The organism is Serratia sp. T13T92, from assembly GCF_047530105.1.
Classification (GTDB): Bacteria; Pseudomonadota; Gammaproteobacteria; order Enterobacterales; family Enterobacteriaceae; genus Chania; species Chania fonticola.
Genome location: NZ_JBLJAK010000001.1, coordinates 530,674 through 543,087 on the forward strand (window position 1 = coordinate 530,674; position 12,414 = coordinate 543,087).

The following is a 12,414-nucleotide window of genomic DNA, read 5'->3' on the forward strand; positions in this document are numbered from 1 at the left end:
ATTAACCCCAACGACTAGACCAATCACCAACCGCCCGTTAGGGGCTTTAGTCAAGGTAAATTGTTAATGAAATGATCTAAATCAAAAACAATGTGAATAAAATGTTTTGAAACAGATGCTTTATTGTTTGTTTTAGCGGCCAAGACGTAAACTTGAATCACCATACCAGTAGCTTGCTAATCATTATTGGTCATGGAATAGCAACTCCCTCTGCCCGTTTTTATGGCCCAAGACAGCGGCCGCGCGGGCATTTCTGTGAAGCAGGTACCCTATGGATTTCAAGCTGCAGCTAGGCGACAAACTATCTCATCCCCAAGAGCTTACACTTAGTAAGTGACTGGGGTGTGATAGTGCAGGTAACAACGCTGCAGCTTGAAAGACAACGGGTAATTCAAGGTGGAATTATGTCTCGACAGCACTCTCCAGTACCGCCTCGGCGGAACTTTCTAAAGAAAACGCTAGCACTAATACCGCTGGCAGCCGCTGGAGGTACCGGCGTTCTGACATTGACGCCCCTACCAGCCTCCGCTGCAGGTGTCTCCTCTCACTATGTTCCCGCTTACTTCAATAACGATGAATGGCGTTTTTTGCTGGCGGCCTGCGATCGACTGATCCCCAGCGATAGCAACGGCCCTGGTGCCGTCGAAGAAGGCGTGCCGATCTTTATCGATAAGCAAATGGAAACGCCTTATGGCCACGGTGGCCTGTGGTATATGCACCCGCCGTTTGTCCCTTCGGCCCCTGAATTAGGCTATCAGTCCAAACTGACGCCGCGTGATACCTACCGCATTGGCATTCGCGGCATCAATGCGCACTGCCAGCAGCAGTACCAGAAAGCCTTTGCGGATCTGGATCATGCCCAGCAAGAGCAGCTCCTAACGGCGTTGGAAAAAGGTGAACTGGACTCCGAGACCCTGCCCGGCAAAGCCTTTTTCAACCAACTGCTGCAAAACACCAAAGAGGGTTATCTGGCCGATCCGCAGCACGGCGGTAACCAGTCGATGGCCTCATGGAAACTGATCGGCTTCCCTGGTGCGCGGGCGGATTACACCGACTGGGTCGATCATCCTAATCAGGCCTATCCCCTTGGCCCGGTCAGTATCTCCAGCAAAAGGAATGCATAAATGAGCACGATAAAAAAGCCACCGGTAGACGTGGTGATTGTCGGATTTGGCTGGACCGGTGCCATTATGGGCATGGAACTGACCGAAACCGGCCTGAGCGTATTGGCACTGGAGCGCGGTGAGCAACGCGATACCTACCCTGATTTTGCCTATCCACGGATTGCCGACGAATTGACCTATGGCATCCGCCTGAAACTGGAGCAGGAGATGGCGCACGAAACCGTCACCGTGCGCCATACGCCAGCGGATTTCGCCGTGCCTTATCGTCAGCTTGGATCCTTTTTGCCCGGCAACGGCGTTGGCGGTGCTGGCGTCCACTGGAACGGCATGCACTGGCGCGCCCTGCCCGCCGATCTGAAAATGCGTACCACGGTGACGGAAAAGTATGGCGACAAATGGGTGCCAGAAGGCATGTTGTTGCAGGATTACCCTCTCAGTTACACCGAGCTGGAGCCTTACTTCGATAAGTTCGAGAAGGTCTGTGGTACCGCTGGCAAGGCCGGTAACCTGCAAGGCAATATCGTCAAAGGCGGCAACCCGTTCGAAGGGCCACGCACCAGCGAATATCCCACTGCGCCCCTCAAGCAGCTCTATTCTGGTTCGCTGTTTGGCAAGGCGGCCGAGTCGCTCGGCTATCACCCGTTCAGCATTCCCGCGGCCAACTGCTCGGAGCCTTATACCAATCCCTACGGCGTGCAACTCGGCCCTTGTAACTACTGCGGTTACTGTGAGCGCTTCGGCTGCTTTATGTATTCCAAGGCCTCACCACAAACCACCATTCTGCCGGTGTTGATGAAGCGGAAAAACTTTGAATTGCGCACTCAGTCGCAGGTCATCAAGGTCAATCTGGACAGCAGCGGCAAAAAGGCGACCGGTGTCACCTATGTCGACGCCCAAGGCCAACAGATTGAACAACCGGCGGACCTGGTGATCCTCAGCGCCTTCCAACTGCATAACGTGCGTCTGCTACTACTCTCCGGCATCGGTAAACCTTATGACCCCGTCACCGGCGAAGGGGTCGTTGGCAAGAACTACGCCTATCAGATGAATAGCGGCATTTCGCTGTTTTACGATAAGGACACCCACTTCAACCCGTTTATCGGAGCCGGAGCTGCGGGCACGGTGATCGACGATCTCAACTCGGAAAACTTCGATCACGGCGCGCTGGGCTTTATCGGCGGCGCCTATATTTCCGCCACCCGCACCGGAGGCCGCCCGATCCAACAGATGTCGTTACCGCCGGGGACACCCACCTGGGGCAGTGGCTGGAAACAAGGTATCAAAGAGAATTATCAGCACTCGATGAGCATTGGCTCTGAAGGCTCGGTGATGCCCTATCGCGACTGCTATCTCGATCTCGATCCCACCTATCGGGACGCCTATGGGCTACCGCTGCTGCGCATGACCTTCGACTGGAAGGCTAACGAGATCAAGATGACCCAGCACATTACCAGCAAGATGGCGAACATCGCCAAAGCCATGGAGCCGAAGCAGATGGCGATTTCGGTGATGGACAGCGGTTCGCACTATGACGTGCGCCCGTATCAATCCACCCACACTACCGGCGGAGCAATCACCGGCGACAACCCAAAAACCAGCGTGGTGAACAAGTACCTGCAATGCTGGGACGTACCCAACGTGTTTGTCACTGGTGCCTGCGCCTTCCCGCAGAACCTGGCTTATAACCCCACTGGGATCGTCGGTGCGCTGGCCTATTATTCAGCGGAAGCGATCCGTAATCAGTATCTGAACAACCCCGGCCCGTTGGTTCAGGCCTGATACGCAAGGAGAAGACGATGAAAGGATTAACCCCCTCGCTGCTGGCCTTGCTGGTATTAAGCGCCAGCGCTCAGGCCGCCGAGGATACCCACCAGGTTGGGCAAATCGCTCATGGCGAATATCTGGCCCGCGCCGGTGACTGTGCCGCCTGCCATACCGCGCCAGGTGGCATGGCGTTCGCCGGTGGGCTGAAGATGACCACCCCGGTTGGCGCGATCTATTCCACCAATATCACTCCAGACAAAACCACTGGCATCGGTGCCTACGATCTACAAGAGTTTGCCGACGCCCTGCGTAAAGGCATTAGGCGCGATGGCACTCGGCTCTACCCGGCCATGCCCTATCCCTCTTTCGCCAAAATCAATGATGAAGATATACGCGATCTGTATCTCTACTTCACCCAACGGGTAACGCCGGTGGTGCAGCAGAACAAGGCTAGCGATATCCCATGGCCGCTGAATATGCGCTGGCCGTTGGCGATGTGGGACGGCATATTCCGCGAGGATGGCACCTATCAACCAGATGCTAACCAAAGCGCACAATGGAACCGTGGAGCCTATCTGGTTCAGGGATTGGGCCACTGCGGCAGTTGCCATACGCCGCGCGGCATTGGCTTCCAGGAGAAAGCGTTGAACCAGACGGATGACACCTATCTGAGCGGTGGGACGCTGGAAGGTTGGCACGCCGCCAGCCTGCGTGGCGATGCGCTCAGCGGGCTGGGTAGTTGGAACGCGGCAGATCTGACCCGTTTCCTGAAAACCGGCCACAGCGACAGATTTGCCGCCTTTGGCTCCATGGTAGACGTGGTACAAGACAGCACTCAGCACCTGAGCGATGAGGATTTGCAGGCGATCGCCACCTATCTGAAATCGCTGCCTGCAGGGGATGAGCAAAAAACGCCAATAGCCAACCAGCCGCTGGCACTTTACAGCATCGACCAAGGCAACCCAGGCGGTCAGGCTTATCTGGACAACTGCGCCGCCTGCCACCGCAGCGATGGCCAGGGCTATCGCAATACCTTCCCACAGTTGGCCCATAATCCGGCGTTGCTGGCGGAAGACCCTGCTTCGGTGATCAGCATCATTTTGAATGGTTCACGTACGCCGATGACTATAGAAGCCCCTACCGGACTCACCATGCCGGACTTTGGCTGGCGTCTGAGCGACCAGCAGGTGGCCCAGATTGCCACTTTTGTGCGCACCAGTTGGGGGAATAACGCCGCTCCGGTCAGCGCCGATCAGGTCAAAGAAATACGGGAGAACAGCGCCGCCAAACCTTCCCAGCAGTAAACACCACAACGGGCGCAGCATGCAGCGCCCCTACGTTTTGACTTGATCGTTGGTGTTACAGATTGTCTTTCATACCTGGCTATAGCACCGTACCGGCCCCCTCTCCTTTTTGGGGAGCGGGTTGGGGTGAGGGGAAACAGTGGGCACCGGCTCACCATTGATTATCCAAACAGTCGCAGCATGCAGCGCCCCTACGTTTTGACTTGATCGTTGGTGTTACAGATTGTCTCTCATACCTGACTATAGCGCCGTACCGGCCCCCTCTCCTTTTTGGGGAGAGGGTTGGGGTGAGGGGAAACCGTGGGCACCGGCTCACCATTGATTATCCAAACAGTCGCAGCATGCATCGCTCCTACGTAGCGAGTTTGATCTCCACAGATCTTGCTCCACACGGTTGCACCGCCCGGCGAAATCACCTTAAATAAGCTATCGCATTGAGGCTACAGGATTTCGGTCATCTATGAGCACGGATCCCAACCAGCGCCTGCTGGACAAACTGCAACAAGATCTGACCAGCGCTGGCGCTATGCCGCTCTACCTGCGCTTTAACGAATCGGTACGCCAGGCCATTGAGCTTGGCATATTGAGCCAGGGGGATTTTCTGCCCAGTGAGCGCCATTTCACCGAGCGGCTGGGGATCTCGCGCATTACGGTACGCAAAGCCTTGGCCTGCCTGGAGCAGGACGGCATTATCGGCCGCTCGCGGGGCTATGGCACCTTCATTCAAAATACCGTGGCTCAACCTAAACTGGCCTATTCGCTGGCGGATGTGAAAGGCTTTTCACGCGAAGTGATGCTGCAAGGCCGCAAACCGGACACCATGTGGATCAGCCGTGAACAGATCCCGGCGGATAGCGCACTGGCCGAGAAGCTGTCGCTGGCCGAGCATACGCCGGTGTACAAACTCAAACGCATTCACTTTATCGATCAGCGCCCCATGTCGGTAGCGGTGTCTTACGTGGTGGCAGAAGCCATAGCCAACGTTGAGGACATCGGCGTTTCCCTGTATGACTACTTCCGTTTGAACAACGTGGAGTTGGGATCGCTACGTAGCCAGGTTAGCGCCGCCATGAGCGATGACGAAACCCTGAACGCGCTACAGCTGAAAGAGCCGATGCCGCTGCTGATCATCAAGCAAACGCTGTTCGACAGCCGGAAAAAGCCCATCGAATACAGCGAAAGCTTCTGCCGCAGCGACATGTACGAGTTTATCAGCGAGGATTGAGTTCCTCGCTGGCCAGGAGCTCAGCCAAGGTTGGCGCACAATCTCCACCGGCCTGCGATACCACGTAACCGGCGATGCTATTGGCTAGCATCATGCTTTGGCGAGCGGTCAGGCCCAGTGCCAATCCGGCGAGCAAACCGGCGCTGTGGCTATCGCCAGCACCAATGCTGTCTACCACTTTGACCTGGCGAGCGGCGATCCAGCCTTGATCCTCCGGCCCGGCAAAGTAATATCCACCTTCCCCGCCACAGCGCACAATCACCAGTTGCTCAGTGGTTGACCATAACTGCTGGCAAAAACCGGCAATATCTTCCTGCATGCCAAGGTGCTGAGCTTCACGCTGGTTTAGCGTCAGGATCACGCCAGGGCGGATCAGGCGTTGCAGCAGGCTCTCCGCCATCACGTCGATGCGCGGGCCAATGTCCAGCACCACCCGAACCTGTTCAGGTAGACGTAACAGCCAATCCACCAGCACGTGGCCCCGCCTGGCTCCCAGTTGATAACCGGAAAGGTAAACCAGCCCGCTTTGTGGCGTCACGTCTGCCAACCACTCCGGCTGCCACTGGTTCTCTATGCCATCGATAGAGATAAAGGTGCGCTCTCCGTCCGGCTCGACCAACGCCAGACACCAGCCGTTATCCTCACCACCCACTTGCAGATCGGAACTCACGCCGCGCTGCGCCATCTCGCTACGCAAACGCTCCGCCCATACGCCTTCGCCCACCGGCAGCAGGTTACGACTGGTAATGCCCAACTGGCGCAGAGCCACTGCAATATTCAGCGCGCAGCCCCCTAAATGCAGCCCTTGCATCTGGGCCGACACGTCGCCACCGCGCACCGGCAACGCATCGGCGCTCACCACCATATCCATTACCGCTGCGCCAATCACCGTCACCGGGCACTGTTGATGCCAGCCGCCCTGGGTCAGCGTCTGCAATAACTCGCGTCTTTCGTGACTCATTCAGCCTCCTGCCAGCGCTGGCGGAAACGGAGAAAGGCCTGCGCGTAGTGGTTGATATCCAGCGGATTCACCCGCTTCAGTTCTGCCAACATGGCCGCGTCGAACGCGTCGATACCGTTCAGGGCACCGCAGATCGCCGTGGCCATCGCGCCAATGGTGTCGGTATCACCGCCCAGGTTGGCGCACAGGATCGCACAGCGGGTAGGATCGGTTTGCGCCAGTTCGACCATCGCCAACGCGGCCGGAACGGATTCTATGGTGCTGACCCCTGCGCCAACCAGCTGGTAGACCCGTTCTGAGGCCTGCTCGGTACCGCCAGCCTGTTCGACTACCTGGAAGGCCAGTTCGATGCGCGCAGCTAAAGAAGCACTGAAGGTGGTGCTCTGGCGGCGTTGAGCGTAATCTGCCACTCCCGGCAACGCCAGGCGGATCTCTGCCCAACTAGCCCCTTCGACCGCCTTGGCAACTGCCCAGGCAATCACCACCGCCCCGGCAACCGCGATATCGGATTTATGCGTCGGGCTGGAGGCCAGCCAAACCTGCTGGCAAAACTGCTCCAACGGTGCAGAAGGCAGCACACAACCCAACGGGGAAACCCGCATCGCCGCGCCGTTGGTCACACCGTTGTTTTCCAAATCGCTAATCGGCGTGCCCTTCTTCTGCTCCCCCAGCGCCAGTTTGGAACTTGGGCCAAGGATGTTTTTGTTGAAGGCGTCAAAACTATCGACCCAGCGGATCACATTGCGGGCAATCAACTCCGGCACCACTTGACCGTCGGCCTCGATCAACGCGTCGGCGAGCGCCAGAGCCATCGAGGTATCATCGGTATACTGCGCTGCCGTGAAATAGCAGGCGGCGTTGTTCTCCGCCGGGCCGTCAAGGAAACGGTCGATCCAGCCAAAGTGGCGCTTAACCCGCTCACGCGGCCACAGCTCGGAAGGCATGCCGAGCGCGTCGCCCAGCATTTGGCCATAAAGTGCGCCCACCACGCGTTGTTCCTGGGTTAACTGCTTCATCTGTTTCTCCTGAATTTTTACCTTGCCGGGCAACACGCCCGGCGCAATGAATTAAGACCGTGCCACGTCAATCGGGGTGATGTTGTCGCTGCGTTCACGGAAGAACAGCAGGAACAGCAGCATGACGCCCACCACCATCACCGCACCAACGCCCCACACGGCGAACCAGTCAAATGTCATACCGTCTCGCGGTTGTTCAAGGGCGAAAGTGGTCATCGCACGGCCCCCGAGCCAGTTACCGATAAAGCTGCCCAACCCCTGGCAAATCAGGGTGATCAGGCCCTGAGCGGCGGTACGCATATGCGGCGGCGCTTTTTTGTCGACGTAGATATAGCCGGTCACGAAATAGAAATCGTAGCTGACACCGTGCAGCAAAATGCCCATGAACAGCATGCTGTAGGCCCAGACGTCGGCGGTGCCGCCGTAGATAAAGAACACATAGCGGATCGCTGCGGTCACAAAGCCCAGCAACAGCACCTTCTTGATACCGTACCGCTTGAGCAGCATCGGCAGCGCCAGCATGGCGAAGATTTCCGAGACCTGCCCCAGCGTCATCCAGCCGGTGGCATTCGGCAGCCCAACCTGCGTCAGATAGCCATTGGCAAACTGGTAGTAAAACGCCAACGGCATGCAGAACAGGAACGAGCACAGGGCGAAGGTGGCAAATGAGCGATCCTTCAGCAGGCCAAGCGCATTCAGGCCCAGCAACGCCTTGATATCCACCGGGCCAGAGCCTTTGGCTGGCGTATTGGGCAGCACAAAGCTGTACAAACCGAGCGCGATCGAGGCCACACCGGTAATGATTAACGGCAGGTTGCTATCGGAAATATTGCCTAACCCCAGCAGCGGCGGCAGCATAAAGCCCACCACCAGACCGGAGGCAATCCAACCCAAGGTGCCCAGTACGCGGATGCGCGGGAACTCTTTTTCGGTATCGGTAATGTTGGCAAAGGCGATGCTGTTGGTCAGCGCCACGGTCGGCATATAGGTGATGGCATAAATCACTAGCAGCGGGAAGAAGGTGGCAAAGGTGGTTTGCCAGGCGATGATAAACATCAGCACCCCACCAGCCAGATGCAACCAGCCCAAGACTTTTTGCGCGGCGAAGTAGCGATCGGCAATGACGCCAACCAGCACCGGCGAAAGGATTGCCGCAATCGCCGTACTGCTGTACGACCAGGCTATTTCGCCCGGCGTAAAGCCCAGTTTGTTGAGGTATTGCCACAGGGGAACAAACCACGCTCCCCAGATAAACCACTCGATAAACATCATGACAGACAGCTTCAGATGAGGACGTTTCATTATTATTTATCCTTGCTGGCTACCTTCCCGGCATCGGCTCGGGAAAGCGGTGTAGGGTTCCTGGTATTAGTATCATTACGATACCTATATAATACCTTAATGATACCTTTAACCCTTTACAGCGATCCCGCTCACACTTCAGGCAGTCAGCTTTGTTTAAGTTTTGTTTACCTTTGGCACTGCGCTGTTTATCCTGCGTTTATCAGCCATTGCCGATAATCAATGGATGACAGAATCAAACGATCAGGGAATGGTCAGCTAATGCGCGTTGCCACAACGTGGCCAACAGCGTGTAACCTTTTCAGTGTGGGTGCCTGGTATTGCACCCGCCTAAACAACAGGAGTCTGTACCATGCGAGTACTGGTTGTCGAAGACAATGGCCTATTGCGCCACCATCTTAGTGTGCAAATGCGTGAAATGGGGCATCAGGTTGATGCCGCAGAAGATGCCAAAGAAGCTGACTATTTTCTGCAGGAACATGCGCCTGATATCGCCATTGTCGATCTCGGGTTGCCGGGTGAAGACGGCCTGAGCCTGATCCGCCGTTGGCGTGCCAACCAGATGAAGTTGCCGATCCTGGTGCTGACCGCTCGTGAAAGCTGGCAGGATAAGGTGGCGGTGCTGGAAGCCGGTGCCGATGATTACGTCACCAAGCCCTTCCACCTGGAAGAAGTGATTGCCCGCATGCAGGCCTTGATGCGCCGCAATAGCGGCCTGGCTTCACAGGTGATCGTACTGCCGCCGTTCCAGATCGACCTCTCGCGCCGTGAGCTGAGCGTCAACGAACAGCAAATCAAACTGACGGCCTTTGAGTACACCATTATCGAAACGCTGATCCGTAACGCGGGTAAAGTGGTCAGCAAAGATTCATTGATGTTACAACTCTACCCGGATGCCGAACTGCGCGAAAGCCACACCATCGACGTATTAATGGGCCGCCTGCGTAAAAAGCTACAGGCCGAATACCCACAGGAAGTGATCACCACCGTACGTGGTCAGGGCTACCGTTTCGATGCCAAGTGAGCATAATGTTCAACAGAGATAAAAAGCCCTTCTCACTGCGCGCCCGCTTTCTGATGGCCACCGCCGGGGTGATCCTGGCGCTGTCGCTATCCTACGGGCTGGTTGCGGTGGTCGGCTATATCGTCAGCTTTGATAAAACCGCCTTCCGCCTGCTGCGCGGTGAGAGCAACCTGTTCTTCAGCCTGGCGCAGTGGAAAGACCAGAAGTTGACCATTGCCATCCCGCCCGATCTCGATCTCAACTCCCCAACGCTGGTGTTTATCTACGACGAAAAAGGCAACCTGTTGTGGAGCCAGCGCTCGGTGCCGGAACTGGAAAAACGGATCCAGAAAGAGTGGCTGGAAGAGTCCGGTTTCTATGAGATAGACACCGACACCCGGATCAGTAGCGAAGTGCTGGGCGACAATCCCAAGGCCCAGGATCAGCTGAAAGACTATGACGATACCGACCATGAGGCGTTAACCCACTCGGTGGCCGTCAATACCTATGCCGCCACCCCACGCCTGCCCGCCTTGAGCATTGTGGTGGTCGACAGCATTCCGCAGGAGCTGCAACGCTCGGACGTGGTATGGGAATGGTTCAGCTACGTACTGCTGGCCAATCTGCTACTGGTCGTGCCTCTGCTGTGGCTAGCTGCGTATTGGAGTTTGCGGCCGATCAAGGCGCTGATAACCCAGGTCGGTGAATTGGAAAACGGCGAGCGCGAGCAACTGGATGAGAATCCCCCCAGTGAACTACGTGGTCTGGTACGGAACCTGAATATCCTGGTGCGCAACGAGCGCCAGCGCTATACCAAATACCGCACTACGCTATCAGACCTCACCCACAGCCTGAAAACCCCGCTGGCGGTATTGCAGACCACCCTGCGCTCGCTGCGGTCCAGCAAGCAGACCACCATCGAAGAGGTCGAGCCGATCATGCTCGAGCAGATTAGCCGTATCTCGCAGCAGATTGGTTATTACCTGCATCGGGCCAGCATCAACTCTGGTCAAACCGTGCTGACCCGTGAGATCCATTCGGTTTCTGCCCTGCTCGACAGCCTGAGCGTGGCGCTGAACAAGGTCTATCAGCGTAAAGGGGTAGTCATCACCCTCGATATCTCACCAGAAGTCACCTTTATGGGCGAGAAAAACGACTTTATGGAGGTGATGGGCAACGTGCTGGAGAACGCCTGTAAATATTGCCTGGAGTTTGTGGAGATCACCTCGCTGCACTCGGACAAATACCTGACGATCGTCATTGATGACGACGGCCCCGGCATCCCGGAAAGCAAGCGTGAGCTGATCTTCCAACGCGGCCAACGCGTCGATACTCTGCGCCCCGGCCAGGGGATTGGCCTGTCGGTCGCCGCCGAGATCATCGAGCAATATGACGGGCAAATTACCATCAGCGACAGCCCGCTTGGTGGTGCACGGATGGAAGTTACCTTCTCCCGCCAGCACGACTCCCACCATCACGATTAAATTCTCTCGCTCAGGCCCCGATCCACGGGGCCTAACTTCCGTTATAATCCCTGCAGGCTCACTCTATCCTGGAATAGAACATGGATTACCAATTAGATCTCGACTGGAACGACTTTTTGCAACGCTATTGGCAAAAGCGCCCGGTAATTATCAAGCGTGGTTTTAACAACTTTATCGATCCGATTTCCCCGGATGAGCTGGCCGGGTTGGCTATGGAAAACGAGGTGGACAGCCGCCTGGTGAGCCATCAGGAAGGTCGCTGGCAGGTTGGCCACGGCCCGTTCGAAAGTTTCGACCATCTGGGCGAGAACAACTGGTCATTGCTGGTGCAGGCCGTTGATCACTGGCATCAGCCTTCCAGTGCCCTGATGCAACCGTTCCGTAAGCTGCCGGACTGGCGCATGGACGATCTGATGATTTCGTTCTCGGTACCGGGCGGCGGCGTTGGCCCACATCTCGATCAATACGACGTGTTCATCATCCAGGGTACTGGCCGCCGCCGTTGGCGCGTGGGCGAAAAAGTGCCGATGAAGCAGCACTGCCCGCACCCTGACCTATTACAGGTAGAGCCGTTTGACGCCATCATTGATGAAGAGATGGAGCCTGGTGATATTCTGTATATCCCACCGGGATTCCCGCATGAAGGCTACTCACTGGAAAACTCGCTCAACTATTCCGTCGGCTTCCGCGCGCCGAATGGCCGCGAAATGGTGAGTGGCTATGCCGACTACGTGCTAGCACGCGAGTTAGGCAGCAAACGTTACACCGATCCGGATATCGCGCTGCGCGATCACCCGGCGATGGTTCTCCCCCATGAGGTCGATGCACTGCGTGGGATGATCCTGGAGCTGGTGCAGCAGCCGGAGCACTTCCAGAACTGGTTTGGCGAGTTTATTTCGCAGTCGCGTCACGAGCTGGACATCGCGCCGCCAGAGCCGCCTTATCAGGCCGGTGAAATCTATGAGCTACTGCAACAGGGTGAGCCATTACAACGTTTGGGTGGGTTACGCGTGCTGCGCGTTGGCGACCAATGCTTTGTCAACGGTGAGCTAATCGACACCGAACATCTGCAAGCCGCCGATGCGCTGTGCCAGCACGCCAGCGTTGATGCCGCCTTGCTGGGCGACGCGGTGGACGACCCGTCGTTCCTGGCCCTGCTGACGGCGTTGATTAACAGCGGTTACTGGTATTTCAACGACTAATCATAATGAGTGAGGGGCAAACTAGCCCC

Annotated in this window: 10 protein-coding genes; 7 read left to right on the plus strand and 3 right to left on the minus strand. The window is 56.7% G+C overall.

The window, feature by feature from the left end; genetic code table 11:
- Window positions 1-404: 404 nt before the first annotated feature.
- From ACMV5I_RS02480 to ACMV5I_RS02495, 4 genes are all read left to right on the plus strand, one after another.
- The gene (locus ACMV5I_RS02480) at window positions 405-1,124 is read left to right on the plus strand and encodes a gluconate 2-dehydrogenase subunit 3 family protein (protein WP_284121742.1); all 720 of its coding nucleotides are present in this window, start codon (window positions 405-407) and stop codon (window positions 1,122-1,124) included.
- A complete protein-coding gene (locus ACMV5I_RS02485) occupies window positions 1,125-2,903 on the plus strand; it encodes a GMC family oxidoreductase (protein ID WP_121606608.1) in 1,779 nt (592 codons plus the stop codon).
- A gap of 17 nt (window positions 2,904-2,920) precedes the next feature.
- Window positions 2,921-4,192 (plus strand): c-type cytochrome, encoded by a 1,272-nt coding sequence (locus ACMV5I_RS02490; RefSeq protein WP_414823590.1) that lies wholly within the window; start codon window positions 2,921-2,923, stop codon window positions 4,190-4,192.
- 460 nt (window positions 4,193-4,652) lie between these two features.
- The gene (locus ACMV5I_RS02495; protein WP_414823591.1) at window positions 4,653-5,417 is read left to right on the plus strand and encodes a GntR family transcriptional regulator; all 765 of its coding nucleotides are present in this window, start codon (window positions 4,653-4,655) and stop codon (window positions 5,415-5,417) included.
- Here the strand turns inward: ACMV5I_RS02495 and ACMV5I_RS02500 are convergent.
- Genes ACMV5I_RS02500 through ACMV5I_RS02510 form a run of 3 tightly spaced genes read right to left on the minus strand, consistent with a single transcriptional unit; the run spans window position 5,404 to window position 8,696 of the window.
- Window positions 5,404-6,378 carry a PfkB family carbohydrate kinase gene (locus ACMV5I_RS02500; RefSeq protein WP_414823592.1) on the minus strand — a complete coding sequence of 325 codons (975 nt, stop codon included), beginning with the start codon at window positions 6,376-6,378 and terminating at the stop codon, window positions 5,404-5,406. The two genes, ACMV5I_RS02495 and ACMV5I_RS02500, sit on opposite strands and share 14 nt — an antisense overlap.
- Window positions 6,375-7,394 (minus strand): ADP-ribosylglycohydrolase family protein, encoded by a 1,020-nt coding sequence (locus ACMV5I_RS02505; RefSeq protein ID WP_024485248.1) that lies wholly within the window; start codon window positions 7,392-7,394, stop codon window positions 6,375-6,377. The genes ACMV5I_RS02500 and ACMV5I_RS02505 overlap by 4 nt, the downstream gene beginning before the upstream one ends.
- Before the next feature lie 51 nt (window positions 7,395-7,445).
- Window positions 7,446-8,696, minus strand: a complete 1,251-nt coding sequence (locus ACMV5I_RS02510) for a nucleoside permease (RefSeq protein WP_261169342.1) — start codon at window positions 8,694-8,696, stop codon at window positions 7,446-7,448.
- Between the two features lie 352 nt (window positions 8,697-9,048).
- Here ACMV5I_RS02510 and phoP point away from each other — a divergent pair, with 352 nt between their 5' ends.
- The 3 genes from phoP (at window position 9,049) to ACMV5I_RS02525 (ending at window position 12,385) form a co-directional block, all read left to right on the plus strand.
- A complete protein-coding gene (gene phoP / locus ACMV5I_RS02515) occupies window positions 9,049-9,720 on the plus strand; it encodes a two-component system response regulator PhoP (protein WP_021804688.1) in 672 nt (223 codons plus the stop codon).
- 5 nt (window positions 9,721-9,725) lie between these two features.
- Entirely contained in the window at window positions 9,726-11,183 is a 1,458-nt protein-coding gene (gene phoQ / locus ACMV5I_RS02520) for a two-component system sensor histidine kinase PhoQ (RefSeq protein ID WP_021804689.1), read from the plus strand.
- 80 nt (window positions 11,184-11,263) lie between these two features.
- Window positions 11,264-12,385 (plus strand): cupin domain-containing protein, encoded by a 1,122-nt coding sequence (locus ACMV5I_RS02525; protein WP_021804690.1) that lies wholly within the window; start codon window positions 11,264-11,266, stop codon window positions 12,383-12,385.
- Window positions 12,386-12,414 lie beyond the last annotated feature (29 nt).

Bases quoted from the DNA above. Each gene is read 5' to 3' on its own strand.
- ACMV5I_RS02525 (WP_021804690.1), top strand. From the start codon at position 11,264: ATGGATTACCAATTAGATCTCGACTGGAACGACTTTTTGCAACGCTAT.
- phoQ (WP_021804689.1), top strand. From the start codon at position 9,726: ATGTTCAACAGAGATAAAAAGCCCTTCTCACTGCGCGCCCGCTTTCTG.
- ACMV5I_RS02485 (WP_121606608.1), top strand. From the start codon at position 1,125: ATGAGCACGATAAAAAAGCCACCGGTAGACGTGGTGATTGTCGGATTT.
- ACMV5I_RS02500 (WP_414823592.1), bottom strand. From the start codon at position 6,378: ATGAGTCACGAAAGACGCGAGTTATTGCAGACGCTGACCCAGGGCGGC.
- ACMV5I_RS02510 (WP_261169342.1), bottom strand. From the start codon at position 8,696: ATGAAACGTCCTCATCTGAAGCTGTCTGTCATGATGTTTATCGAGTGG.
- ACMV5I_RS02505 (WP_024485248.1), bottom strand. From the start codon at position 7,394: ATGAAGCAGTTAACCCAGGAACAACGCGTGGTGGGCGCACTTTATGGC.
- ACMV5I_RS02480 (WP_284121742.1), top strand. From the start codon at position 405: ATGTCTCGACAGCACTCTCCAGTACCGCCTCGGCGGAACTTTCTAAAG.
- phoP (WP_021804688.1), top strand. From the start codon at position 9,049: ATGCGAGTACTGGTTGTCGAAGACAATGGCCTATTGCGCCACCATCTT.
- ACMV5I_RS02495 (WP_414823591.1), top strand. From the start codon at position 4,653: ATGAGCACGGATCCCAACCAGCGCCTGCTGGACAAACTGCAACAAGAT.
- ACMV5I_RS02490 (WP_414823590.1), top strand. From the start codon at position 2,921: ATGAAAGGATTAACCCCCTCGCTGCTGGCCTTGCTGGTATTAAGCGCC.